This window comes from Hypericibacter adhaerens (assembly GCF_008728835.1).
Taxonomy (GTDB): Bacteria; Pseudomonadota; Alphaproteobacteria; order Dongiales; family Dongiaceae; genus Hypericibacter; species Hypericibacter adhaerens.
On sequence record NZ_CP042582.1, the window covers coordinates 2,557,521 to 2,582,110 of the forward strand.

Here is a 24,590-nt window from a genome sequence, read left to right on the forward strand (position 1 = left end):
GTCCTCCCTAGCCCAGCTGCGCCGCGACATGCTGGAACCAGGTCACCAGCGGCGGCGGCAGATAGACGCCGGCGATGCAGACCAGGCTCAGATGCGCGAACATCGGCACGTAAGAGGCTTCGACCGGCGCCAGGCTGCCGGTGGGTTCGCCGAAGGCGAGCCCGCTCAGCCGCAGGAACAACGCGCCGAAGGCGACCAGTATCCCGAACACCAGCGGGAGCGCCAGCAGCGGCTCGCGGGCGAAGGTCGAGCTCACCACCAGGAACTCGCTCATGAAGATGCCGAGCGGCGGCATGCCGGCGATGGCGACGACGCCCAGCACCAGGCCCCAGCCCAGCACGGGATGGCTCTGAGTCAGGCCGCGGATGTCGGCGATCTTCTGCGTGCCCTTGACCTGGGCGATATGGCCGACCGCGAAGAAGATCGCCGATTTGGTCAGGCTGTGCATGGTCATGTGCAGGAGCCCGGCGAAATTGGCGAGCGGACCGCCCATGCCGAAGGCGAACGCGATGATGCCCATATGCTCGATCGAGGAATAGGCGAACATGCGTTTGATGTCGCGCCGGCGATAGAGCATGAAGGCCGCGAAGATCAGCGAGGTCAGTCCCATCGTGACCATCAGCGGGCCGGGATCGATCGCCGCGGGATTGGCCGCCAGCAGGATCTTGAAGCGCAGCACCGCATAGAGCGCCACGTTGAGGAGCAGGCCCGAAAGCACCGCCGAGATCGGCGTCGGGCCCTCGGCATGGGCATCGGGCAGCCAGGCATGGAGCGGCGCCAGGCCGACCTTGGTGCCGTAGCCGAGGATCAGGAAGATGAAGGCGACGTTGAGCAGCGCCGGATCGAAGCCCGCGACCTTCTGCACCACGACCGTCCAGACCATGGCGTCGAGCCCTTCGCCGATGACGGGCCGCGCCGCCATATAGACGAGGATCGTGCCGAACAGCGCCAGCGCGATGCCGACGCTGCCGAGGATGAAATATTTCCAGGCCGCCTCGATCGCCTCGTGCGTGCGGTAGATGCCGACCATCAGGATCGTGCTGAGGGTCGCGAGCTCGACCGCCACCCACATCAGGCCCAGATTGTTCGACAGCAGCGCCAGATTCATGCCGAACATCATGATCTGGTAGATCGCATGGTAGAACCGCAGATAGGCGGGCGTCAGCCGCCCGATCTCCAGCTCGTGCGCGATGTAGGTGGCGCTGAAGACCGAGGTGGTGAACCCCACGAAGCTGTTGAGCGCCAGGAAGACGATGTTGAGGTCGTCGACGAAGAGATAGCTGTCGGGCTCGGGCCGCTCGACGAACAGGAACAGGGCCGAGAGCAGCGTCAGCAGGCTCGCCAGCACGTTGAGCTGGGACGAGAGCCGGTAGCCCGGCAGCAGCGCCAGGACGCCCGCCGCGATCAGCGGGATGAAGAGAATGCCGGCCGTCGCGTCCACGTGAAAAGGGCTCATTGCTGCTCGCCCCGGAACTCGTCGAGCGCGCCCACATCCACCGTGTCGAACCGCTCCCGGATCCGGAACAGGAAGACGCCGATCACGATGAAGGCGATGAGGATCGAGAAGGCGACGCTGATCTCCACCACGAGCGGCATGCCCTTGGCACCCGTGGCCGCCAGGACCAGGCCGTTCTCCAGCGACATGAAGCCCACCACCTGGCTCACCGCGTTGCGCCGGGTGACCATGATGAGCAGGCCCAGCAGCAGCACGGAGAGCGCGAAGGCCAGGTCCTCGCGCGCCAGCGGGTCGGCCTCGGGCGTCACCCGCAGCATGACCACCATGGAGAGACCCACCAAGGCCATGCCCGCCAGCATGGTCGAGCCGACCCCCACCACCGTCTCGATCTGCCGGTGGATGCCGAGACGGCTGATGATGCGGTGGAGCGCGATCGGGATCGCCATGCCCTTGAAGAAGAGCGCGATGGCGGCCGTGACATAGAGATGCGGCGCGTGCTGGACATAGGCCTGCCAGGCGACCGAGGCCGTCAGCACCACGGCATGCAGCGCGAACACGTTGAGCAGCGCGTAGAGCCGGTCCTGATAGAGCATCATGAAGCTCACCAGGACCAGGCTGCCGGCCAGCAGATGGGCGACGTCGAAGGAAAGGGTCCCCATCTAGAGGCTCCGCGAGACGAAGAGAAGCAGGGTGCCGAGCAGGCCCAGCATCAGGGCCGCGCCCAGGAATTCGGGAACACGGAAAACACGCATCTTGGCGATCGAGGTCTCGAACAGGGCGAGCAGGAAGCCGCCGACCGCGAGCTTGCCGAGGAAGGCCAAGGTGCCGATGGCATAGGCCGCGATCCCCTCCCCGTCCCGCGCCAGGCCCCAGGGCGCGAAGACGCAGGCGATCAGCGCGACATAGAGCTGGAGCTTCAAGGCCGAGGCCAGCTCGATCATGGCCAGGTGCCGGCCGGAATATTCCAGCACCATCGCCTCATGCACCATGGTGAGCTCGAGATGCGTCGCGGGATTGTCGACCGGGATGCGCGCATTCTCGGCGATCGCGACCATCACCAGCGCGATCAGCGCCAGGCCCAGCGAGACCCTGAGGCCCACGCCCGGCACGAGCATATGCTCCGCCATGGTCGCGAGCTGGGTCGAGCCGACGACGAGGGCCAGCGTGAACACGATCATGATCATGGCGGGCTCGGCCAGCGTGCCGATCAGCATCTCGCGGCTCGAGCCGATGCCGCCGAAGCTGGTGCCGATATCGAGGCCCGCCAGCGCCAGGAAGAACCGGGCGCTGCCCAGGAGCGCGATGATCGCGATCAGATCGGCCGACCAGCTGAAGACGAGGCCCGTCGCGAAGGTCGGCACCAGGGCGGCCGCGACCCAGGTGGCGGCGAAGATCAGGTAGGGCGCCACGCGGAACAGCCAGGAGGCGTTCTCGGCCAGCACCACCTCCTTGCGCAGCAGCCGCAGCAGGTCGCGATAGGGTTGGAAGATCGACGGGCCCCGGCGGCGCAGCAGGCGGGCCTTGAGCTTGCGCACGAGCCCGGTGAAGAGCGGCGCCAGCACCAGCACCAGCACCATCTGGGCGCCCTGAACCGCGATGTCGGCGATCACGTCCATATCGCGACCACCAGCAGCAGGGAGATGAGGGCGAGGAAGACCAGGCTCAAGTAGCGGCGGATCGTCAGGAACTGGAGCCGGTTGAGCCGGTCGGCCGCCCACCAGATCGCATCGGCGACGGGCGCGTAGAGGAGCTCCCAGATGAGATCGCGGAGCCGCACCTGCAGCCGCGCCGGACGGAGATCGCCGGGAGCCGGCATCTCGACCCGCTCGCGGGCCCGGAACACGAGCGCGCCGAAGACGCGACGGATCGGCTGCGCGAAGCTGCTGGCGCTGTATTGCGTGACGGGGCTGGCCGAGGGGAAGCCGCAATCCCAGGCGGGCCCGCGCCGCAGCGCATGCGAGGCCAGGCGATGGATGCCGAGCACCGTGACCGAGGTCGAGAGCGCGATGAAGACGAAGACCAGGAGCCCGTTATAGGAGCTGCGGCTTTCGGCGATCGGCACGATCGAGAGCCATTCGCGCCCGAGCTGATGCGGCATCACATCGCCCGTCAAGAGCAGGACGGCGGGCCGCATGAAATCGATCAGCAGCCCCGGCAAAACGCCGGCGAAGAGACAGAGCGCCGCGAGCAGAATCATGGCCGCGAGCGAGAACCGATCCACCTCGTGCGCCGCGCCCACGGCCGGGCTGCGCGGGCGGCCGAGGAAGGTGATGCCGAAGGCGCGCACGAAGCAGGCGCCGGCCAGCGTCGCCGCCAGCGCCAGCAGGCCGCCGACCGCGGGAATCGCGAGCTTGAGCCCCCATTGCGGGATCTCGGGGCTCAGCAGGATGGCCTGGAAGGTCAGCCATTCGGAGACGAAGCCGTTGAGCGGCGGCAGGGCCGCGATGGCGGCCGAGCCGACGAGGAAGGTGAAGCTGGTGACCGGCATGCGGTGGATCAGCCCGCCGAGCTGCTCGATGTCGCGCAGTCCCGTCGCGGACAGGACCGATCCGGCCCCGAAGAAGAGCAGGCTCTTGAAGATCGTGTGGTTGAGGACGTGAAGCAGCGCCGCTGTCAGGGCCAGCGCCGCCGCCCAGTTCATCGCGTTGGCACGGAAGGCCAGCGCCAGGCCGATGCCGATGAAGATGATGCCGACATTCTCGACCGTGCTGTAGGCCAGCAGGCGCTTCAGATCCTGCTGCATCAGCGCATAGAGCACGCCCAAGGCCGCGGTGATGCCGCCCAGCGTGATCACGAGCAGGCTCCACCACCAGGCCGGCGCTCCCAGCAGGTCGAGCACGATGCGCAGGAACCCATAGATGGCGACCTTGGTCATGACGCCGCTCATCAGCGCCGAGACCGGGCTGGGGGCCGCGGGATGCGCCAGCGGCAGCCACACATGGAGCGGCACGAGGCCGGCCTTGGAACCGGCGCCCAGCAGCACGAGGATCAGGACCAGCGCCGCCACGCCGGGGGCAGGCTGGCCGGCGCGGATCGCGGCGAAGCTGTAGCCGCCATCGGGACCGGCCAGGAGGCCGAAGGCCAGCAGCAGGCAGAGCGTGCCGAAGCTCGCCATCAGCAGATAGATGGTCGCCGCGCGCCGGTTCTCGGGCTCGTGGTGATGCGCCATGACCAGCGCCCAGGAGGTCAGCGACATGAACTCCCAGGTGAGCAGGAAGGTGAAGGCGTCGTCGGCCATCACCACGAGATTCATGCCGGCCAGGAAGACCGGGAAGAACGGCATGACGCGTTGAGGCGCCGATTCATGCCGGCCGTAACCCATCGAGTAGAGGCTGGCGGCGGCACCGCCCAGATTGACGACCAGCAGGAAGAAGGCCGAGAGGGCGTCGATGCGGAAATGCGCGCCGAGCCAGGGCAGCGCCAGCGGCAGGGTCGTGGCCCAGGCCTCTTCCGCAGCGACGCGCAGGAAGGCGTTGGCGCCCGCCACGACGGATGCGATCAGGCAGAGCCCGTAGACCAGGCCAGTACTCGCCCTCGACCGCCCGAGAATGACGGCAAGCACCGCCACGCCCATCAGGACAGCGACACAACCCAGTCCGACGGCGGGCGGCATTGCGTTACCTCTATCCGTCCGAAATGTCGCCCGGCGTCACCCGTTTCGGACATCCGGACAGGGCAGCTCTCCCCCCTTGCGGGGCCATCTCGGTCTTTTCACCGCCCATCGATGCATTTCACATATAACATATGTTGTTTGCTGTCCAGGATGCGGGTTGCTGGAAGAAGGCGACATCTCGAAGGTAATCGGCCCCGCAGCCGAGCGGAACCCTCAAGCCGCACTACCGGGCTGCATCCTGCCACCGATCGACGAGCATGATCTTGTGATGAATCTCGACGACGTCTCTCCGCTGATCACCTTGGCCCGGACCACGACCCCGTTCGGCGAGATCACCATTTTCCGGAACCGCGAGACGGGTGCGGTGGCCTATTGCCATGGCGACCACTACCAGAGCGAGGCCGATCCGGCCGGGATCAGCCTGGCGGCCTATGTCCATGCCTTGCACGCCCTGGTGGTACAGACACAGGCGCATGAGGTGCTGATGATCGGCTGCGCCGGCGGGACGCTGGCGACCATGCTCGCCGCGACGGGCCAGGCCGTGACGGTCGTCGATATCGATCCGGAAGCCATCCGTTTGGCCCGGCAGTATTTCGCCTTGCCGCCCGGCGTCGAATGCCATGCCAGCGAAGGTCAGGTTTTCCTGGAACGCAGCCCGCACCAGTTCGACGCCATCGTCGTCGACGCCTTCGCCGGCGACAGCGTGCCGGCCAATCTTCGCTCGCCGGTCTTCTTCCGGCTCGCGCGCGAGCGGCTGGTGCCGGGCGGCTGCCTTTTCTTCAACATGTTCGTCGCGCATGACCTGGACGCCGATGCAGACCGGGTCGCGGCCCTCATGGCCGAGGCCGGCTTCACGGTGCGGCTGCTCGATTCGCCGGGGCGCACCGAGCGCAACGTCATCGTGATGGGCGGTGCGGTGACCGGGCTCACATCGCCCGGGATCCTCCTCAGGCCGACGATCAGCGCCGACGATATCGTGACCGAGCTGGCGCAGATGCGGTTCCGCAGCGCCCGGCGGCGCGCGGCGCGGGCGGACGAGCCTGCCAGCAAAGGATAGCGCGTCTCAAGAGGTCCCCTCTTCCGCCGGCAGATCGAAGGTGTGCGGCGGCGCGCCCGAGACATGGATGCGCCACATCTCGGCATAGGCGCGCTCGAGGCTGCGGGCGAAGCGCGGCGGATCGAACAGGATGGAACGCGGCCGTGCGGTTGCCAGCCGGGACTTCACCGCCGCGAGGGCGACGGGGTCGCGGCCGAGCGCCACGGCCAGCCGCTCGTATTCGTCGAGATCCGCCACGATCAGGTCCGGCAGGCCCAGCGTCGTCAGCAGGCTGGCGCCGACACGGCCGGCGAAATCCTCGCCGAGCCGCGCGATCGCGGGAACGCCCGCCAGCAGCGCGTCGCTGACGGTCGTGTGGCCGCCATAGGTGATGGTGTCGAGCATCAGGTCGGCGAGGCCGATACGCGCCAGATGATCGGGCTTGGGTTTCCGGGCGGCGAAGATCAGGCGCGCCGGATCGATCCCCGCAGCCCTGGCCGCGCCCTCCAGCCGTGCCAGCATGGCGGGATCGCCGGACAGGAGCCACAGCACCGACCCGGGAACGGCATCCAGGATCGTCATCCAGCGCCGGAACGTCTCCCGCTCGATCTTGTACGGGACGCAGAAGCAGCAGAAAACCATGCCCGCCGCGGGCAAGCCCTCGGCTTCGCGGCTGCCGGGCGGTCCCATGTCCGGCGGCCAGCGATCGTTGGGGAAGTAGGTGTGCGGCAGGCGGCAAAGCCGCTCGCCATAGAGCGGCTCCGCCGCGGGCGGCGCCACCACCGCATCGGCGATCGCATAGTCGTAGAAGGCGGCGCCGGTGGCGCCCGGGAATCCGATCCAGGTGGCGGTGATCGGCGCCGGCCGCATGGCGGTGATTTCCTGGCGCGCGAGCCGCGTGGGGCCGTTGAGGTCGATCAGGATGTCGACCCCGTTCTCGTGGATCAGCCGCGCGGCGTCGACATTGCCGACCTCGCGCAGATCGACGAAGCGGTCGGCGTCCTGCGCGATGCGCCGGCGATAGACGCTGCCATCGTCGGGGCCGATCGCATAGACATCGACCGAGACCCGGCTGCGGTCATGCGCGCCGAACAGATAGCCGATGAGATGGCTCATCGGATGCTCGCGCAGATCGGAGGAGAGATAGCCGACCGTCAGGCGCTCGCGCGAGGCCGTGCCGAAGGTGAAGGGTGCTGCCCCTCGCCGCTCGGTCCGGGCGCGCTGGAGCATGCGTTTCGACTGGGCGCGCGCCACGGCGGCATGTTCTGCCGCCGAGACCGGCAACGACAAGGCGAAGAAGGGCGTGATGGCGCAGGGCTGACCCGCGACCGCCTTCGCGAATTCCGCCCGGAGCTGGGGCATCAGCCGATCGAGCTCGTCCCAGGCGCAGATGGCCTGGTAGCAGCGCGCGAGCTCGCAGACGGCCTCGCTCAGGTCGGGGTCGAGCTTGTGCGCCTCCTCCAGCTCGGCAATCGCCCCCGCAATATTGTTCGCATGGCGCAAGGTGCCGCCCAAGGTGAGGCGGAGCTGCGCGTTGCGGGGTTCGGCCTCGATGGCCTTGCGCAGTTCCCGTTCGGCGCCGGTGAAATCGTTGCGATTGCGGAGATCGTTGGCGAGGCCGAGGCGCGCCACGGCCAGATGCGGTGCCTGGCGCAGCGCGTCCTTCCACAGCGCGACGGCCTCGGCTCGTTCGCCGAGGCGATAGAGCGCCGTCCCGAGATTGGCCATGAGGCCGGGATGGCGGGCTTGCGCCCGCAGGCCCGCCCGATAGGTCGAGACGGCGTCCGCGAGCTCGTCGCATGACGCCAGCAGATTGCCGAGCTCGAGATGATGCTCGGCCGCGTTCGGCGCGAGCTTCACCGCCTGTCTCAAATAAGTCTTGGCGGCGTCGGTCTCGCCGGCTTCCGCCAGCAGGCGGCCCAATGCGTAGTGGGCGCCGCCATGGTTCGGCGAAACCTTGATGGTCTCCATCATGACCCGGCGGCCCTCGTCGCGCCGGCCCATCTCGAGAAGGCAGAGGCCGAGGAGGAAGAGATAGCGCCCGTCCTTGGGGTGAGCCGCGACCGCGCGCCGGTAGAGCGGCTCGGCCTGGGCGCGCTGGCCGGCCCGGTGAAGAGCCATGGCCTTGACCAGCAGGGGATCGGGCGCGTCGGAAGACGGGGTCATGGGCCCGCCTCCTCGCCGATCCGGATCGGACGCGGCGGGCCGCCCTCGCGATGGATCCGCCACATCTCGGCATAAGCGCGCTCGAGATCGCGCGCGAAGCGGTCCGTGTCGAACAGAGGCGCCGTCGGCAGGGCGGCGGCCAGCTTCGCCTTGAGCCGGTCGAGCGCGGGGCGATCGGATCCCAGCCGGATCGCCAGGGCCTCGTAGCTTCTGCCGTCCTCGCAGATCAGCTCGTCAAGACCGACGGCAGAAAGCAGGCTGGCGCCGACGCGGGCTGGGAAGTCGTCGCCGCATCGGGTGATGGCCGGGACGCCGGCCGCCAACGTGTCGCTGATGGTGGTATGGCCGCCATAGGTGAAGGTGTCGAGCATGAGGTCGGCCAAGCCCATGCGCGCCAGATGGTCGGGCTTCGGTTTGTGGGGAGCGAAGATCAGCCGCTCTGCCGCGATGCCTGCTTCCGCGGCCGCGGCACGCAGATTCCGGAGCTGGATGTCGTGGCCCGCCATGAGCCAAAGAACCGAGCCCGGCACGCGATGGAGGATGCTCATCCAGAGCCGGAAGGTCTCGCGCTCGATCTTGTAGCCCGTGCAGAAGGAGCAGAAGGCCATCGCTTCTTTCGGCAGGCCTTCGGCCTTCCGCGTCGTTGCCGGACCCAGGACCGGCGGCCAACGGTCATTCACCTGATAGCTGTGCGGCAGCCGGCAGAGGCGCTCGGCATAGAAGCGTTCGCTCGCCGCCGGCACGACGATCCCGTCCACGATGACATAATCGTAGAAATCGGCGCCTGATGTGCCCGGGAAGCTGAGCCACGTCGCCACGACCGGTGCCGGGCGCATGGCGGCGATCTCAGTGCGTGCCATGGCGGTCAGCCCGTTGATGTCGACCAGGATATCGATGCCATCGGCATGGATGCGGCGCGCTGCTTCGACATTGTTCAGGTCGCGCAGGTCGATGAACCGATCGGCGTCCGCTTCGAACCGCCGGCGATATCGGCTGCCGTCGTCGGGCCCGAGCGAATAAGCCGATACCGTCACACGACGGCGATCATGCGCGCCGAACAGGCTGGCGAGGAGATGCCCACCGGCGTGATCGCGCAAATCCGACGAAAGATAACCGATCGAGAGCCGGTCGCGCGAGCGGTCAGGGAAGGTCAGCGGCGGCATGCCCCGCCATTCCGCGGTTGCCTGGGCCGAGACCTGTCGGGCGCGAACCCGCGCGACGGCCGCTCTTTCCTCTGCCGTCGCTGGTAGCGCCAGGGCGAAGAAAGGAGGAATGCCGCATTCTCGCCCCGCCAGGGCCTTGGCGAACTCCGCGCGGATGTCGGGCATCAACCGGTCGAGATCGTCCCAGGCGCAGATCGACTGGTAGCAGCGCGCGAGCTCCCCGACCGTGTCGCCCGACCGGGGATCGAGCGCCCTTGCCGCCTCCAGCTCCACGATCGCCGCCGGCGCATCGTCGCGATAGCGCAGCAGGCGGCCGAGGCTCGACCGGATCTGCGGATTGCGCGGCTCGGCGGCCGCGGCGAGGCGGAGCTCGCGCTCGGCGCCCGCCAGATCGTTGCGGCTGCGCAGATCGTTGGCGAGCCCGAGACGGGCCACCCCCAGGCTGGGCATCCGCTGCAGGGCTTCATTCCAGAGCGCCAGGGCTGTCGCGCGCTCGCCGTAGCGATAGAGCGCGGTGGCGAGGTTGGACTGGATGCCCGGATGTCCGGGCGCGATGCGCAGCGCCGCGTCGAACGCCTCGATGGCACCTGGGAGATCGTTCATCCGGGCCAGCAGATTGCCGAGCTCGACATGATGCTCGGCGACATTCGGCCCCAGGGCCACGGCTTGCAGGAGATGGGTCCTGGCAGGCTCATCCTCGCCGTCCTGCGCCAGCAGGCGCCCCAGCGCATAGTGAGCGCCGGCATGCAGCGGTGCCGTCGCCACCGTCTCGGCCATGACGGTGCGGCCCTCGGCGAGCTTGCCCTGCTGCAGGAGGCAGAGCCCGAGGAGATAGTGATAGCGCCCGTCCCGCGGATGGGCGGCCGCGGCTTGGCGATAGAGCGGCTCGGCCTCGGCGGTACGCCCCGCCTTGTGCAAGGCCATCGCCTGGGTCAGCAGCGGATCGGCTGTTGCGGAACTCGACGTCATGGCGGGCGCAGTCTATCGGCCCGACTCCGACGCGGCCAGCCGCCTAATTCTCCTCGTCCGTCGCGGAATCGCCATCGGTGAGCGGGCGCGCCACCCAAGGACGGTTGCCCCGGCTCTCCGCCACGGTCTCGACCTCGACCGCGCCCGGCTCGAGCCAGATCGCATGGCCGCCTTGCCGCCACAGATCGAAGCGATCGATGACGCGGCCGGCCGAAGGACATGGCGTGCGCACCGGCTCGAGCGCGATGACGAGGTCGGCGCGGTTGCAATCCTCCGGCAGCGCCTCGGTGCTCCAGGCCAGCGCCACCAGATGGCCCTCGTTCCGATAAAGGCATCCGAGCGGGTCGCAGGCGAGCCGGCCCCCGGCCCCTGCTCCCTGGCCAGGCCAGCGGTCGCTCTCGCTCTGACCCGCCCGCCGCAACCAGGTTTCCGCGGCGAGGCTGCTGCGTTGCGTGTTGAGCACCAGCTCCCCGTCGGGCGCCTTCACCGCGAGGAGCTTGCCATCCTCGGCGACCAGGATGTCGGGGGTCTGCGTCAGCAGCATCGTCGCCATGCCGGCCAGGATCGGGACGATCCCGGCATAGCGCCAGGGTCGATGCCAGAGGCAAAGCCAAAGCCCGCCGAGCGTGACCATGATCAGCCCCGCGAGCGGCATGGCGGGCAGCATGAGGACCGCACCCGGCAGGGCCGCGACCGTTTGCGCGATCCAGATGATGCCGTCGATGCCCCAGCCCATCGGAACGAGCGCCAGCGCCTCCAGCCCGAAGGGCATCAGCAGGCAGGCGGCGACGGCCCAGGGCATGACCCAGAATCCGGTCAGCGGTATCGCCATGAGATTGGCGAGCACACTGTATTCGCTGAAACGGTTGAAGTGATAGATCGCGAAGGGCGCCGTGGCGGCACCGGCGATCAGGCTCGTCGCGACCAGACCACCGAGATAGAGGGACGTGCGTCGGATCGGCCCCGCATCGGCGCGCAAGCCCGCCCGCCATTCGCGGCTGCCCTCGTAGGCCGCGATCAGCGCCATGACGGCCGCGAAGGACATCTGGAAGCTGGGACCGATCATCGCGTCCGGCCGGATCAGAAGCACGACGAAGGCGGCCCAGGCGATCAACCGCATCGAGAAAGCGACACGGTCGACCAGCACCGCCAGCAGCACGAGCCCGGTCATGAGGAAGGCGCGCTGGGTCGGGATCGGGCTGCCGGCCAGCAGCGTGTAGAATCCGGCGCCGAGGATCGCTGCGAGTGCCGCCCATTTCTTGATCGGGTGGCGCAGCGCCAGGGAGGGCCACAGCGCCATCAGGGCCCGAGTGCAGAAGAACAGGATCGCCGCCACGAAGCCCACATGAAGGCCGGAGATCGACAATAGATGCGCGAGGCCGGAATCGCGCATCGCGGTCATGACCGGCTTGTCGATCGCGGTCTGCGTACCGGTGACGAGGGCGACCGCCATCGCGCCCTCCTGATCCGGCAGCACGGCCAGGATCCGCGCCGAGATCGCCGCGCGGATATCGGCAATGACGGTGTCGAGCCGGCCGGCCGCGATCTCGCCCGGTGTTTCGACCTCGGCACCGCCGAACGCGAAGCCGATGGCGCCGATGCCGTTGAAGAACGCATCGCGCTGGAAATCGAACCCGCCGGGCGCGAAGGGCGGTGCCGGCGGCGAGAGCTTGCCCAGCAGGGAAACGCGGTCTCCCGGCGTCAGCCCGGGCGTCTCGCGCATCAGCTTGATGCGCAGGCGTGCGGGGGTTGCGTCGGGGGCGATCCCGGCGATGACGGGATCGGCCAGCACCAGCCGCTGGCCCGACGGCAGCGGCTCGATATCGAGGATGCGCCCCGCGATCCGGACAGGCCCGATATCGCGCTCGAGGATCGGGGCCGCCACCCAGGCGGTGCGAAGGCCGGCGGCGCCGAACCCGAGCGCCACCAAGGTCATCGCGGCGGCGAGCCCCATCAAGCCTGGCTGCCGCCGGCAAAGGAGGCAGAGCAGGATTCCCAGAACGGCCAAGCCCGGCCCGAGCCAGAGCGGCGGCTCCTCCCGCAGGCCGAAATAGACCGCCACGCCGGTTCCGAGCGCCACGGGCGCCCAAAGCAGCCACTGGTCGCGCTCGGCCGCGAACCAGCGGCCCAGGCGCAGCCCGATCCGACCCAGTCCCAGGGTCGGGATGGTCAAGGCGGTCCCGCTCATGTCCGGCTCCCCTGAAGCCAGACTAGCCCATTCCAGGGGCCGGGTCCCCAAAGGGGCGCTGGTTGGGCGCGCCGGATTCAGCCAGAATTGGCCCTTTCCGGCGGTGGGGCGGGCGTGTCCGGCCCCCGCAGCGAGGGAGAGAGACGGCCATGCTCAGCGAGGCGCAGATCGACCAGTTCTGGCGCGACGGATATCTGGTGGTCCCGAATGCGGTGACGCCGGACCAGCTCGACGGGCTGCGCCGGGAGGTCGCGGGCTGGGTCGAGGAGAGCCGGCATCACCGCTCGCCCTTCGGTCCCCCCACCCTCGACGGACGGCCGCGCTTCGACATGGGCGAGGAGCATTCGGCCGAACGGCCGGCGCTGCGGCGGATCAACAATCCCTCCGACATCTCCGCCGCCTATATGGAGGTGGTGAAGAATTCCGCCATGACCGACATGGTGGCGGACCTGATCGGCCCCGATGTGAAGTTCCATCACTGCAAGATCAATCTCAAGCTGCCGGGCACCAACACCGAGGTCGGCTATCACCAGGACTTCGCTTATACGCCCCACACCAACGACGACCTGGTCACGTCGCTGCTGATGCTCGACGACATGACCGCCGAGAATGGCTGCCTCAAGGTCATTCCCGGCAGCCATCGGGGACCGCTCTACTCGCTCTATGACGGCGAGCGCTTCACCGGCGCGGTCGCTCCGGCGGTCGAGCGCCGCTTCAAGCCCGAGGAGGTCTCGGTGATGGGGCCGGCCGGCAGCGTCTGTTTCATGCATACCTGCCTGCTGCACGGGTCGGACGCGAACCGCTCGACCCGGTCGCGCGGCCTCTATATCTGCGTCATGAGCGCCGCCGACGCCTTCCCGCTTTCCAGGAACGTGATGGCCAATCCCAACGAAGGCATGATCCTGCGCGGCCACCCGACCCGCACGGCCCGGCTCGAAGCCCGCGACATCGAGCTGCCGATCGCCTATAAGCAGGCCTCGTTCTTCGTCGTCCAGGGACAGCGCTCGGCCTCGGCCGGCGGCCGTACCTGAAACTTCCCCGTCCGCTCCCGTCAGAGATTGCATGACTGTCATCACCCGCTTCGCCCCCTCGCCCACCGGTTATCTCCATATCGGCGGGGCGAGGACCGCGCTGTTCAATTGGCTCTATTCCCGCCACCACAAGGGCAAGGTGCTGCTGCGCATCGAGGATACCGACCGCCAGCGCTCCACCGAGGCCGCGATCTCGGCCATCATCGACGGGCTGAACTGGCTCGGGCTCGATTTCGACGCAGCCCCGGTGTTCCAGTTCGCTCGCGCCCCGCGTCACGCCGAGGTCGCCCGCTCGCTGCTCGAGAAGGGCCGGGCCTATTACTGCTACTGCACGCCCGCCGAGCTGCAGGCGATGCGCGACCAGGCCAAGGCCGAAGGCAAGCCGATGCGCTACAACGGCTACTGGCGCGATCGCGATCCGCGCGAAGCGCCGCCGGGCGTGGCGCCGGTGATCCGCCTCAAGGCCCCGCAATCGGGCGAGACCGTGGTGATGGACCAGGTCCAGGGCGAGGTGCGGGTCGGCAACGAGCAGCTCGACGACATGGTGCTGCTGCGCGGCGACGGCACGCCGACCTACATGCTGTCGGTCGTGGTCGACGATCATGACATGGCGATCACCCATGTGATCCGCGGCGACGACCATCTGACCAACACCTTCCGCCAGGTCCAGCTCTACCAGGCGCTCGACTGGCACATCCCGACCTTCGCGCATATTCCGCTGATCCACGGGCCGGACGGTGCCAAGCTCTCCAAGCGCCATGGCGCGCTCGGCGTCGATGCCTACCGGGATATGGGCTATCTGCCGGAAGCGTTGCGCAACTACCTGCTGCGGCTCGGCTGGGCCCATGGCGACGACGAGATCATCTCGACCGAGCAGGCGATCGAATGGTTCGACCTGCCCGCCGTCGGCCGCTCGCCTTCGCGCTTCGACTTCGCCAAGCTCGACAATCTCAACGGCCATTATCTGCGTCTCGCCGACAATGCGCGGCTGGCCGATCTCACCCTGCCGCGGATCGAGAAGCGGCTGGGCGGGCCTGCAGACGCGCAAGGCAAGCAGCGCCTCCTGGCCGGCATGAACGGCCTCAAGGAGCGGGCCAAGACCCTCGAGCAACTGGCCGACAGCGCCTTGTTCTACTTCAAGTCTCGCCCCCTCGCCTTCGAGCCCAAGGCCCAGGCCTTGCTGACGCCGGGCGCGCGAACGGCCTTGGCCGCGCTGATGAACCGGTTCGAGGGCTTGCCGGAATGGTCCGCGGCGACCCTGGAGGCGGCCACGCGCACTTATGCTCAAGAAGCAGGCATCAAGCTCGGCGATGTCGCCCAGCCGCTGCGTGCGGCCTTGACCGGTCAGACCACATCGCCGCCGATCTTCGAGGTCGCGGCATTGTTCGGGCGAAGCGAAACCCTCGCTCGAATCAAGGACATCGCCGCCTGATCGCCGTCACCAATGGTTAATTGAACCTATCGAGGATAGGCACTACGTTTCGTTTCGGCCGCTCGGGGAATGCTCTCGGGGGAGTGCTGCGGCCGCCTGATGACCCAGTCGAAAGGTATCCGAGATGGCCACAAAGTCTGGCGCAAAAACCGAACTTCAGTCCAAAGACAAGGTCACCGTCACCGACCATCGCAGCGGCAAGAGCTTCGACCTGCCGGTGCTCGACGGCACCTTGGGGCCCTCGGTCATCGATGTGCGCAAGCTCTATGGCGATGACGGCTATTTCACCTACGACCCGGGCTTCACCTCGACCGGCAGCTGCCAGTCGAAGATCACCTATATCGACGGCGAGAACGGCGTGCTGCTCCATCGCGGCTACCCGATCGAGGAGCTGGCCGAGCATAGCGACTTCATGGAGGTCTGCTATCTCCTGCTCCATGGCGAACTGCCGACCGCCAAGGAGAAGAAGGATTTCGAGCACAACATCACCTACCACACGATGCTGCACGAGCAGATCCACGCGATCTATCGCGGGTTCCGCCGCGACGCGCATCCGATGGCGCTGATGGTGGGCGTGGTCGGCGCGCTCTCGGCCTTCTATCACGACAGCCTGGATATTTCCGACGCGCGCCAGCGCGAGATCGCCTCGCACCGCCTGATCGCCAAGGTGCCGACGATCGCGGCCATGGCCTACAAATATTCGGTCGGCCAGCCCTTCGTCTATCCGCGCAACGACCTGGGCTTCGCCGAGAACTTCCTGCGCATGACCTTCGCCGTGCCGGCCGAGGAGTACAAGGTCAATCCGGTCGTCGCCAAGGCGATGGACAAGATCTTCATCCTCCATGCCGATCACGAGCAGAACGCCTCCACCTCGACGGTGCGCGTGGCGGGCTCGAGCGGCGCCAATCCCTTCGCCTGCATCGCGGCCGGCATCGCCTCGCTCTGGGGTCCCGCCCATGGCGGCGCCAACGAGGCCGTGCTCGCCATGCTCCGCCAGATCGGCCACAAGGACCGCATCCCCGAGTTCATCAAGCGCGCGAAGGACAAGGACGATCCCTTCCGCCTGATGGGCTTCGGCCACCGGGTCTACAAGAACTACGATCCGCGCGCGGCGGTGATCCGCAAGTCCTGCCACGAGGTGCTGGATGCGCTGGGCATCCGCGACGAGCCCCTGCTCGACCTCGCCATGGAGCTCGAGCGGATCGCGCTCCATGACGAATATTTCGTCGAGCGCAAGCTGTTCCCGAACGTCGATTTCTATTCGGGCATCATCCTGCAGGCGGTGGGCTTCCCCACCTCGATGTTCACCGTGCTGTTCGCCGTCGCCCGCACCGTCGGCTGGGTGGCGCAGTGGAACGAGATGATCGAGGATCCCGAGCAGCGCATCAGCCGGCCGCGTCAGCTCTATACCGGCCACGACAAGCGCAGCTACACGCCGATCAACAAGCGCTGAGCGATCCGGCGCTGCCGACCGGCAAGAAAGGGCGGCCTTCGGGGCCGCCCTTTTTTCATGGCTCGTTCGAGGACGGGGCCGGCGGCTCCGGACCGGCCTTTGCGGCCGGCAGGCCCTCCGGCGCCTTGCGGCCGCCCATGGTCCACTCCATGAGCAGCGTGAATCCCAGCGCCAGCAAGGTCGGGCCGAGGAAGATGCCGATGAAGCCGAAGGCCAGCACGCCGCCGATCACGCCCAGGAAAACCAGCAGCAGCGGCAGGCGGCTCTCCCGGCTGATGAGATAGGGGCGGACGATGTTGTCGATGCCGCTGATGCTGAAGAAGCCCCAGATCGCCATGAAGATCGCCCAGCCGGGCTCGCCGGTATAGAGAAGCCAGATGGTGACCGGGACCCAGACCAGCGGCGGACCGCCGGGGATGAGCGACAGGACGAAGGTGAGGAAACCCAGCAGCAGCGTGCCGGGCACGCCGGCGATCCAGAAACCGATCGCCGCCATGGCCGCCTGGGCGATCGCGGTGCCGATGATGCCGTAAACGACGCTCTTGGTGGTGCTGCCGGCGACGTCGAGCAGGTGGCGCGCCCGCGCGCCGGCAAAACGTCCGGCGGCCGTATGCAGCCGGTCGGCGGCGAGCTGCCCGTCGCGATAGACGAAGAAGCAGACCAGCACGCTGAGCGCCAGCTCCAGCACGCCGCGGCCGAGCGTGGCGCCGCTTTGCAGCGCCCACACCCGCGCCTGGCCGATATAAGGCCCGATCGCCGAGAGATAGGTCGTGCCCTCGTGGGCGAGCGCTTCCCAGTAGCGGCGGACTTCCGTCGAGATCAGCGGGATCTTGTCGACCCAGGGCGCCGGCTCCGGTATGCCCTGCGCGAGCAGCTCGCGGACCACTTCGGCGACGCTGGCGACATGCTGGGCGAGCGTGGCGCCGAGAAAGGCGAGCGGCACCACGAGCACCATCGCCACCAGCAGCGTCATCGACAGGGCCGCCCAGAACTCGTTCCCGCCGAGCCGCCTCAGGAGACGCTGGTAGAGCGGCCAGGTGCTGTAGCTGAGGATGACGGCCCAGAGCAGCGAGGTCAGGAACGGCCGCATCACCAGGAGGCAGCCCACCACCAGCACCGCCAGGAGCGTCAGCCCGACGGCATATTCGGTCCGTGACGGTCTCAGCGCCATGCACCGGCCCCGTGCGATCGCGTCGAGTGTCCAGGGCTGGCCGGATGGCGGAGGCTCGACACGTCCCGGCCCGCCACCTTAGAGGGACTTCTCGATCAGCTCGATCTTGTACCCGTCCGGATCCTCGACGAAGGCGATGACGCTGCCGCCATGCTTCATCGGGCCCGGCGGGCGCGGGATCTTGACGCCTTCCTTGGCCAGCCGCTCGCAGGTGCCATAGATGTCGCCGACACCGATGGCGAGATGGCCGAAGGCGGTTCCCAGCTGATAGGGCTCCTTCTGCCCCCAATTGTGGGTCAGTTCGATGACGGCGGTGTCGTTCTCGTCGCCGAAGCCGACGAAGGCGAGCGTGAATTCCCCGCTGGGATAGTCCTTCCGCCGCAGCAGCTTCATGCCGAGCAGGCGGGTGTAGAAATCGATCGATTTGTCGAGATCGAGCACGCGCAACATCGTATGCAGGAGACGCGGCTGGGCATCATGGGCGGCGGTGTTCATCGTGTCGAAGGCCTCTCTCTGTCCTCGATGGCCAGGCTGGCACCTATCCTACAGGCGGGGGGCCGGCCTCGCCAGCAACTCCGCCAGCAGCGAAGCGGCGCGCTCGCTGGGCCGTCCCTCGATGGCCAGCCGCGCCATGATCTCCCGGAAGCCGGCCTTTTGCGCGGCTCCAGCCGCGGGATCGCGCAGCAATGTCAGCGCCGCCTTGACGAGCGCGTCAGGTTCGCAACGTTCTTGCAAGAATTCGGGAACCAGCGGCCGGTCGAGCAGCAGGTTGGGCAGCCCCGCATAACGAACCAGGGCCCATCGCCGGATGATCGCGGCCGAAATCAGCCCGGTGCGATAGACGATGACCATGGGCGTGCCGGCCGCCGCCAGCTCCAGGGTCACGGTGCCGGATGCGGCGAGTGCCAGGTCGGCCACCGCCAGAGCCTCCTGTCTCCCGGCCTCGGTCTCGATCAGCAGGGGAGGACGCTGCCAGGATGCGAAGGCCGATCTCAATGCCGCTGCAAGCTGCGGTAGCGTCGGCACCAGGAAATGCAGCCGAGGCTCCTCGCGCTGCAGCCGTGCCGCGGTTTCCTTCAGCACCGGGAGGATATGCTGCAGCTCCCCGCGCCGGCTGCCCGGCAGAAGTGCGACAACCGGAGCGCCGTCGGCGATGGAGAGCCGCCGGCGGAAATCGCGGATCCGGTCGGGCGTCACCGGCTCGCGTTCGAGGACCGGGTGTCCGACATAGCGGCAATCGATGCCGGCGGCGGTGAAAAGCGGCGGCTCGAACGGCAGGATCGCGAGCAGGCGGTCCATGCGCCCGACCCAGCGGCGCAGCCGCCCCGGTCGCCAGGCCCAGATCGCGGGCGCGCCGTAATGGGCGGTCGCGACGCCGCTGCCGCGCAGCCGATCGAGCAGGCGGCCATTGAAGCCGGGGGAATCGATGGTGACGACGAGATCGGGGCGATCCTGGCGGATCGTTGCCGCCGTCTGGCGCAGCCGCCGCACCAGGCGCGGCAGGTGCGGCAGCACCTCGGCAAATCCCATCAGCGTCAGCTCGCGCATCGGGAAGAGGCTTCGCAGCCCCTCGCCCGCCATCGCCTCGCCGCCGATGCCGGAGAACGCGACCGCGCCCAGGCGACGCTTGAGCGCGGCCATGAGCTGCGCGCCCAGGCGATCGCCGGAGGGCTCGCCCGCCACGAGGAAGATCCGAGCCGGTGCGGCGCCGGCCTCCTGCGACGATGCCGCGGCGGACGAGGTCACTCGCCCGTCTCGATCGCGACGAGGAACAGCCCGGCCTTGTCGGCCGCGGCGACCGTGGCCTCGAGGTCGATCACCAGCGTGCTGTCCGCGCCGATCGCGATCCCCGAGAAACCGGCAGCGGCGGCGCAGGCGATCGTGGCGGGGCCTATGGTGGGCGGATCGGCACGGCTTTCCTGCTGCGGCTTGCTGACCTTCACCAGCACCGGCCCGGCGCCGTCGCGGCGAAGCTTGCCGCTGCGCTCGATCAGCGCGTCGGTTCCCTCGACCGCCTCGACGCCCAGGACGAGACCGTCCTGAACGACCGCCGCATGGCCGATATCGAGGCGCCCGAGGGTGCGGGCGACCTTGGCACCGAGCGCGATATCGGCACTCTGTTCCACGGTCGGCGACAGGCGGCCCAAGGGGCCCGACGCCAGGCGGTCCTCGTCCAGAACCTCGGACGGCGCCCGGACAACGAATCCCTCCGCTTCGCAGGCGGCCACGATCGCCGTCATGAGCGCGTCGTCGCCCTTGTCGGCCTTGAGCGCGAACTCGGCCATGAACTTGGCCGCGCGCCAGTCGGGCCGCAGCGCGCGCCAGGAGGGACGCTCGACCTTGCCCGCGAACACGACCTCGCGGCAGCCGGCCTTGCGCAGCCGGTCGAATATCTCGCCCACGGCGCCAAGCCGCACGGTCTGGAACGCGAGGCCGGACTGGAGCGCCGGGTCGGCATGGCCGTCGAGCAGCAGGAGCAGAAAGTCGCGGCCCCGGGCGAGACATCGGTCGGCGATCCGGCGCGGCAAGATGCCAGCCCCGGCGATGATGCCGAGCTTCGGCGCGTCAGTAGCGACCATGGCGCTGTCCCGGCTTGCAAAGCGATCGGGCTTTGCCGCCGCGGACGAACTCGAGCACGGGCTGGGCCAGGGGCTCGGCCGCATATTCCGCCGAGGCCCGCTCGGTGCGCTCGGCGAAGGTGCCGGGCCCTTCGAACAGGGCACGATAGACGGCCCGCAGCGTCAGGATGTCGTCGCGGTCGAAGCCGCGCCGCTTGAGGCCGACCAGATTGAGGCCCGACAGATGCGCCGGGTTGCCGACCACCATGCCGAACGGCACGACATCCTCGGCGCAAGGCGTCATCCCGCCGATCATGGCATGGGCGCCGATGCGGACATGCTGGTGCACGGCCGTCAGCCCGCCGATCACCACATGGTCGCCGACGCTCACATGGCCGCCCAGCGTCGCCTGGTTCGCCATGATGACATGCGATCCGATATGGCAGTCATGGGCGATATGGACGCCGGTCATGAAGAAGCCGTTGTCGCCGACCGTGGTCCGCCCGCCCCCCATGGCCGTGCCGCGATTGATGGTCACATATTCGCGGATCCGGCAATCGCGCCCCACCTTCAGCTCGGTCGGCTCGCCTTCATAGCGCAGATGCTGCGGCGCCCCGCCCAAGGTCGCGAACTGGTGAACGACCGTGCCTTCGCCGATCTCGGTGCGGCCTTCGATCACCACATGAGCCTTGAGCTCGACAGCGCGACCGAGCACCGCGTCGGGACCGATGACGCAGTAAGGGCCGATCTCGACGTCGGCGGAAAGATGGGCACCCGCTGCGACAATAGCCGTCGGATGGATGCCGCCCATCAATCATCCCTGATCATGGCCGTGATGGTCGCCTCGGCGACCACATTGCCGTCGACCTTGGCTTCGCCGTTGAATTTCCAGACGCTGCCGCGGTTCCTGTCCTTGGTGACGTGAACCCGCATCTGGTCCCCGGGGACCACCGGGCGCCGGAAGCGCGCCCCGTCCACCGACATGAAATAGACGAGCTTGCCCTCGGCGGCCTTGCCCAGGGTATGGGCCACCAGGACGGCCGCGGTCTGCGCCATGGCCTCGATGATCAGCACGCCCGGCATGACGGGCTGGCGCGCGAAATGGCCCTGGAAGAAGGCTTCGTTGATCGACACGTTCTTGATGCCGACGGCGCTCACGTCGGCGATCAGGTCGACCGCCTTGTCGATCAGCAGGAACGGGTAGCGGTGAGGGATCATCTCCATGACCCGCATCACATCCACCGCGCCGATCGTTCGGCCCTGAGCCGCGCTCTCGCTCATCTTGCCCTACTCCTTGAAGCGGCGTTCCGCGTCCCTAGCCCGTTCCATCGGTCCGCAGACGGCAATGACCGGCCGGCACACCCCCGAGGCACGGTCGATCTTAGCGCGAACTCCGTCGCGCCGGAACGTCCGCGGGGCCCGGTGTCGTCTAGCGTTCAGGGAGGTGACGGGCTTACTGGCTGGCCGGCTTGGGTATGGTCACCGACGGCAGCTTGGCATTGAGGCCCTTCAGCGCGTCGGCGGTGATGTCGAAGCTGTTCGCGCTCAGCGGCACGGCCCGCTTGTCGAGAACCAGGGTGAGGCTGCGCTGCTTGGCGATGTCGGTCAGCACCCCGGCCAGCGCCTGGCTGACCTGTCCCATGCCGGCATTGAACGCGTCCTCGAGCTGTTGCTTCAGCTTCTCGGAGTTCTGCCGCAACTGGTCCATCTGCTGGCGAAGCTGGTCCTGCTTCTTGGCGAAGTCGTCCGCCGACAGGGTCGCTCGCTGCTCGGCCAGCTTCTTGTCCGCGTCCCGCAGCGCGTTCTCCTGCTGCGCGATCTGGGCCTGATAGGCATCCTTCTGCTTGTCCACCTGGGCGCGAACCGATTTGGCCGCGGTGGAATCCCGCAGGATCTGCTGGATGTCGATGACGGCGATGTTGAGGGGAGCCTGCTGGGTTGCAGGCTGGGCCGTCTCAGCGTGCGCTCTCGGGGCTGCGCTGGGCGCCAACACGGCAAGCGCCAGCATGGCCAACGCCAGCTGGCGATACCTTGAGTTCTTCATCACTACCTAGAATCTCGTTCCTACGCTGAAACGGAAGTACTCTTCCTTGTCGTAATCCTGCTTCACGATCGGATACGCCAAGTCCACGGCGATCGGTCCGAAGGGGGATTTCCAAGTAATGCCCGAGCCGATCGAAACGCGCAACACATTCTCGTCAACCGAGGTGGGGGTGCTCAGGTCCGAATTCCAAAGCGAACCAAAATCGGAGAAAACACGCCCACGGATTTGATATTCCTCAGGCAATCCGAGGGGAAAGGCGAGCTGGATGGAGCCCACGTAATACATGTTGCCACCCAGGAAGTCGCCCGTGGCCCGGTCGCGGGGGCCGAGGCCGCCGATCTTGAATCCGCGGAAGGTATTTCCGCCGAGGCTGAACGAATCGATGATTCGGACGTCGTCGCCAAAGACGCCCTGGATATAGCCCACCTGCCCTTCGGCGCTGGCGGTGATGTCGCCGAGGAAGGTGTAGTAGTAGCCGCCATAGACCTCGCCCGCGGCGTAATACACGTCGCCGCCCAGGCCCGAGAAGTCGGTCGACAGCTGCAGGTAATAGCCGGTGCGCGGATCGAAGCGGTTGTCGCGCCGGTCGTAGATCAGGTCCTGGCCGACCAGCGAGCTGTAGGAGACGCCCTTCTGCTGCTTGATGGCGAGCGAGGCATCGTTGTCGACGTCGTAGATGTCGTTGCGCGTGAAGCGATACCGCCAAGTCTGGCGCAGATATTCCTGGATATCGTAGGCCGCGCGCAGGCCGCCGCCGAGACGGCTCTGCTGGAACGAGCTCTCGCTGCGGTCGGTCTCGGTGCGGAACGCATCGACGCCGGCCGCGATCGGCTCGTCCATGAAATAGGGATCGGTGTAGCTCAGATTGACCTGCGAATTGCGGCCCGAGATGGTGAAATCCAGCCGCAGATCCTGACCGAGGCCCAGCAGGTTGCGTTCGCGCAGGTTGATCTGGCCCAGCGGACCGTCGCCGGTGGAGTAGCCGATGCCGAAGGTCAATTCGCCGGTCGACTGCTCCTCGACGTTGACCGCGAGGTCGATCTTGTCGGGCTCGTCCGCGGGTTTCGCGGAGATGTCGACCTTGCTGAAGAAGCCCAGGTTCTGGATGCGCTGGCGCGTGCGCGTGAGCTTGGTGCTGTTGAAGGCGTCGCCCTCGGAGATGCGGAACTCGCGGCGGATGACCTTGTCGAGCGTGCGCACGTTGCCGGTGATGTCGATCCGGTTGACGAAGACGCGGGGCCCTTCCTCGACCACATAGGTCAGGTTGATGATCTTGTTGCCCTTGTCGTCGGTCGCGCGCTCCAGCCGGGGCTCGATCTTGACGAAGGCGTAGCCCAGCGTGCCGATCGCCGTCGTCATCTGGTCGATCGATTTCTGCACCGCGGAGGAATCGTAGGTATCCCCTTCGCTCGTCTCCAGATATTGCTGAAGCGTCTCGGGATCGAGGTCCTTGAGCCGGGAATCGACGTTGATCTTGCCGAAGTTGTAGAGATCGCCTTCATCGACCGTGAAGGTGATGAAGAATGATTTCAGGTCGGACGAGAGCTCGGCCACGGCCGACACGACCTCGAAATCGGCGTAGCCGTTCGAGGTGTAGTATTTCGTCAGCGCATCCTGGTCCGCCGCGAGCCGGTCGGGATCGTAGATGTCGGAGTTGGTGAGGAAACGGTAGAAGGCCGTCTCCTTGGTCAGGATCTGGTCGCGCAGGGTGCTGTCGCTGAAGGCCTTGTTGCCGACGAAGTCGATGCGCTCGACCGTGGTCAACGAGCCCTCGTTGATCTCGAAGACCAGATTGACGCGGTTCTGGTCCAGCGGGATGACCTTGGGCTCGACGGTCGCCGCGTAGCGGCCCGAACGACGGTAGAGCTCGAGGATGCGCTTGGTGTCTTCCTGGACGCGGGTCTGGGTATAGACCGTGCGCGGACGCAGCTGCACTTCGCTCTGGAGCTGCTTGTCGTCGATGCGGTCGTTACCCTCGAACGCCAGCTCGTTGATGATCGGGTTTTCCTTGACCACCACCACGAGCGTCCGGCCGTCGCGCTGGAAGGTGACGTCCGCGAACAGGCCGGTGGCGAACAGCGCCTTGAGGGCGCGGTCCACTCGCACCGGCTCGAACGGATCGCCCGGCGAAATCTGCATGTAGGAACGAACCGTTTCCGATTCGATACGCTGATTGCCTTCGACGCGGATGTCGGAGATCGGTTCGCCCGTGAAGAAGTCCTGGGCGTGTACCGCCTGCAGCAAGCCACCGGTCAGAAACAATCCAAGCGCCAGCAGGAAAACCTTGCACCAGACCCGCACGCGCCGCCC

General features: G+C 67.5%; 19 protein-coding genes. 4 read left to right on the top strand and 15 right to left on the bottom strand.

Annotated features, from left to right (window positions below):
- Positions 1-7: 7 nt before the first annotated feature.
- The 4 genes from FRZ61_RS11210 to hyfB are packed head-to-tail and all read right to left on the bottom strand — an operon-like array spanning position 8 to position 5,069.
- On the bottom strand, positions 8-1,456 hold the full coding sequence (locus FRZ61_RS11210; RefSeq protein WP_151117572.1) for a hydrogenase 4 subunit F: 1,449 nt from the start codon (positions 1,454-1,456) through the stop codon (positions 8-10).
- Complete coding sequence (locus FRZ61_RS11215; RefSeq protein WP_151117574.1) at positions 1,453-2,115, bottom strand: hydrogenase-4 component E; 663 nt, start codon at positions 2,113-2,115, stop codon at positions 1,453-1,455. The genes FRZ61_RS11210 and FRZ61_RS11215 overlap by 4 nt, the downstream gene beginning before the upstream one ends.
- The gene (locus FRZ61_RS11220) at positions 2,116-3,072 is read right to left on the bottom strand and encodes a respiratory chain complex I subunit 1 family protein (protein WP_151117577.1); all 957 of its coding nucleotides are present in this window, start codon (positions 3,070-3,072) and stop codon (positions 2,116-2,118) included.
- A complete protein-coding gene (gene hyfB / locus FRZ61_RS11225) occupies positions 3,063-5,069 on the bottom strand; it encodes a hydrogenase 4 subunit B (protein ID WP_151117579.1) in 2,007 nt (668 codons plus the stop codon). Before hyfB ends, FRZ61_RS11220 begins: the two co-directional genes overlap by 10 nt.
- 268 nt (positions 5,070-5,337) lie before the next feature.
- Here hyfB and FRZ61_RS11230 point away from each other — a divergent pair, with 268 nt between their 5' ends.
- Positions 5,338-6,126 carry a spermidine synthase gene (locus tag FRZ61_RS11230; protein WP_191909396.1) on the top strand — a complete coding sequence of 263 codons (789 nt, stop codon included), beginning with the start codon at positions 5,338-5,340 and terminating at the stop codon, positions 6,124-6,126.
- Positions 6,127-6,132: 6 nt separating this feature from the next.
- Here FRZ61_RS11230 and FRZ61_RS11235 read toward each other — a convergent pair whose 3' ends face one another.
- From FRZ61_RS11235 to FRZ61_RS11245, 3 genes are read right to left on the bottom strand one after another with little or no spacing between them, the layout of a single operon-like run.
- Positions 6,133-8,271, bottom strand: coding sequence for a tetratricopeptide repeat protein (locus FRZ61_RS11235; protein WP_151117583.1), 2,139 nt, complete (start codon positions 8,269-8,271; stop codon positions 6,133-6,135).
- The gene (locus tag FRZ61_RS11240; protein WP_151117585.1) at positions 8,268-10,403 is read right to left on the bottom strand and encodes an O-linked N-acetylglucosamine transferase, SPINDLY family protein; all 2,136 of its coding nucleotides are present in this window, start codon (positions 10,401-10,403) and stop codon (positions 8,268-8,270) included. Before FRZ61_RS11240 ends, FRZ61_RS11235 begins: the two co-directional genes overlap by 4 nt.
- A gap of 43 nt (positions 10,404-10,446) precedes the next feature.
- Complete coding sequence (locus tag FRZ61_RS11245) at positions 10,447-12,591, bottom strand: ComEC/Rec2 family competence protein (RefSeq protein WP_151117588.1); 2,145 nt, start codon at positions 12,589-12,591, stop codon at positions 10,447-10,449.
- A 149-nt stretch (positions 12,592-12,740) separates the two neighbouring features.
- On the opposite strand from FRZ61_RS11245, the gene FRZ61_RS11250 reads away from it, so the two are divergent.
- From FRZ61_RS11250 to gltA, 3 genes are all read left to right on the top strand, one after another.
- Complete coding sequence (locus FRZ61_RS11250; RefSeq protein ID WP_151117590.1) at positions 12,741-13,622, top strand: phytanoyl-CoA dioxygenase family protein; 882 nt, start codon at positions 12,741-12,743, stop codon at positions 13,620-13,622.
- Between the two features lie 31 nt (positions 13,623-13,653).
- The gene (gltX, locus tag FRZ61_RS11255) at positions 13,654-15,054 is read left to right on the top strand and encodes a glutamate--tRNA ligase (RefSeq protein WP_151117592.1); all 1,401 of its coding nucleotides are present in this window, start codon (positions 13,654-13,656) and stop codon (positions 15,052-15,054) included.
- A 124-nt stretch (positions 15,055-15,178) separates the two neighbouring features.
- Entirely contained in the window at positions 15,179-16,507 is a 1,329-nt protein-coding gene (gene gltA, locus FRZ61_RS11260) for a citrate synthase (RefSeq protein ID WP_151117594.1), read from the top strand.
- Positions 16,508-16,562: 55 nt separating this feature from the next.
- On the opposite strand, the gene FRZ61_RS11265 is transcribed toward gltA, so the two are convergent.
- From FRZ61_RS11265 to bamA, 8 genes are all read right to left on the bottom strand, one after another.
- The gene (locus tag FRZ61_RS11265; protein WP_151117596.1) at positions 16,563-17,678 is read right to left on the bottom strand and encodes an AI-2E family transporter; all 1,116 of its coding nucleotides are present in this window, start codon (positions 17,676-17,678) and stop codon (positions 16,563-16,565) included.
- A gap of 78 nt (positions 17,679-17,756) precedes the next feature.
- The gene (gene gloA / locus FRZ61_RS11270; RefSeq protein ID WP_151117599.1) at positions 17,757-18,173 is read right to left on the bottom strand and encodes a lactoylglutathione lyase; all 417 of its coding nucleotides are present in this window, start codon (positions 18,171-18,173) and stop codon (positions 17,757-17,759) included.
- A gap of 48 nt (positions 18,174-18,221) precedes the next feature.
- On the bottom strand, positions 18,222-19,424 hold the full coding sequence (gene lpxB / locus FRZ61_RS11275) for a lipid-A-disaccharide synthase (protein ID WP_225309213.1): 1,203 nt from the start codon (positions 19,422-19,424) through the stop codon (positions 18,222-18,224).
- Positions 19,421-20,257, bottom strand: a complete 837-nt coding sequence (locus FRZ61_RS11280; protein ID WP_151117601.1) for an LpxI family protein — start codon at positions 20,255-20,257, stop codon at positions 19,421-19,423. The genes lpxB and FRZ61_RS11280 overlap by 4 nt, the downstream gene beginning before the upstream one ends.
- Positions 20,244-21,047 (bottom strand): acyl-ACP--UDP-N-acetylglucosamine O-acyltransferase, encoded by an 804-nt coding sequence (gene lpxA, locus FRZ61_RS11285; protein WP_151117603.1) that lies wholly within the window; start codon positions 21,045-21,047, stop codon positions 20,244-20,246. Before lpxA ends, FRZ61_RS11280 begins: the two co-directional genes overlap by 14 nt.
- The gene (gene fabZ, locus FRZ61_RS11290; RefSeq protein WP_151117605.1) at positions 21,047-21,517 is read right to left on the bottom strand and encodes a 3-hydroxyacyl-ACP dehydratase FabZ; all 471 of its coding nucleotides are present in this window, start codon (positions 21,515-21,517) and stop codon (positions 21,047-21,049) included. The genes lpxA and fabZ overlap by 1 nt, the downstream gene beginning before the upstream one ends.
- Before the next feature lie 172 nt (positions 21,518-21,689).
- The gene (locus FRZ61_RS11295; protein ID WP_151117607.1) at positions 21,690-22,280 is read right to left on the bottom strand and encodes an OmpH family outer membrane protein; all 591 of its coding nucleotides are present in this window, start codon (positions 22,278-22,280) and stop codon (positions 21,690-21,692) included.
- Positions 22,281-22,286: 6 nt separating this feature from the next.
- Positions 22,287-24,581 (bottom strand): outer membrane protein assembly factor BamA, encoded by a 2,295-nt coding sequence (gene bamA, locus FRZ61_RS11300; RefSeq protein WP_225309214.1) that lies wholly within the window; start codon positions 24,579-24,581, stop codon positions 22,287-22,289.
- Between the last annotated feature and the right edge of the window lie 9 nt (positions 24,582-24,590).

Coding starts and splice junctions, on each gene's coding strand:
- FRZ61_RS11210 (WP_151117572.1), bottom strand. CDS start 1,456: ATGAGCCCTTTTCACGTGGACGCGACGGCCGGCATTCTCTTCATCCCG.
- FRZ61_RS11215 (WP_151117574.1), bottom strand. CDS start 2,115: ATGGGGACCCTTTCCTTCGACGTCGCCCATCTGCTGGCCGGCAGCCTG.
- FRZ61_RS11220 (WP_151117577.1), bottom strand. CDS start 3,072: ATGGACGTGATCGCCGACATCGCGGTTCAGGGCGCCCAGATGGTGCTG.
- hyfB (WP_151117579.1), bottom strand. CDS start 5,069: ATGCCGCCCGCCGTCGGACTGGGTTGTGTCGCTGTCCTGATGGGCGTG.
- FRZ61_RS11230 (WP_191909396.1), top strand. CDS start 5,338: ATGAATCTCGACGACGTCTCTCCGCTGATCACCTTGGCCCGGACCACG.
- FRZ61_RS11235 (WP_151117583.1), bottom strand. CDS start 8,271: ATGACCCCGTCTTCCGACGCGCCCGATCCCCTGCTGGTCAAGGCCATG.
- FRZ61_RS11240 (WP_151117585.1), bottom strand. CDS start 10,403: ATGACGTCGAGTTCCGCAACAGCCGATCCGCTGCTGACCCAGGCGATG.
- FRZ61_RS11245 (WP_151117588.1), bottom strand. CDS start 12,591: ATGAGCGGGACCGCCTTGACCATCCCGACCCTGGGACTGGGTCGGATC.
- FRZ61_RS11250 (WP_151117590.1), top strand. CDS start 12,741: ATGCTCAGCGAGGCGCAGATCGACCAGTTCTGGCGCGACGGATATCTG.
- gltX (WP_151117592.1), top strand. CDS start 13,654: ATGACTGTCATCACCCGCTTCGCCCCCTCGCCCACCGGTTATCTCCAT.
- gltA (WP_151117594.1), top strand. CDS start 15,179: ATGGCCACAAAGTCTGGCGCAAAAACCGAACTTCAGTCCAAAGACAAG.
- FRZ61_RS11265 (WP_151117596.1), bottom strand. CDS start 17,678: ATGGCGCTGAGACCGTCACGGACCGAATATGCCGTCGGGCTGACGCTC.
- gloA (WP_151117599.1), bottom strand. CDS start 18,173: ATGAACACCGCCGCCCATGATGCCCAGCCGCGTCTCCTGCATACGATG.
- FRZ61_RS11280 (WP_151117601.1), bottom strand. CDS start 20,257: ATGGTCGCTACTGACGCGCCGAAGCTCGGCATCATCGCCGGGGCTGGC.
- lpxA (WP_151117603.1), bottom strand. CDS start 21,047: ATGGGCGGCATCCATCCGACGGCTATTGTCGCAGCGGGTGCCCATCTT.
- fabZ (WP_151117605.1), bottom strand. CDS start 21,517: ATGAGCGAGAGCGCGGCTCAGGGCCGAACGATCGGCGCGGTGGATGTG.
- FRZ61_RS11295 (WP_151117607.1), bottom strand. CDS start 22,280: ATGAAGAACTCAAGGTATCGCCAGCTGGCGTTGGCCATGCTGGCGCTT.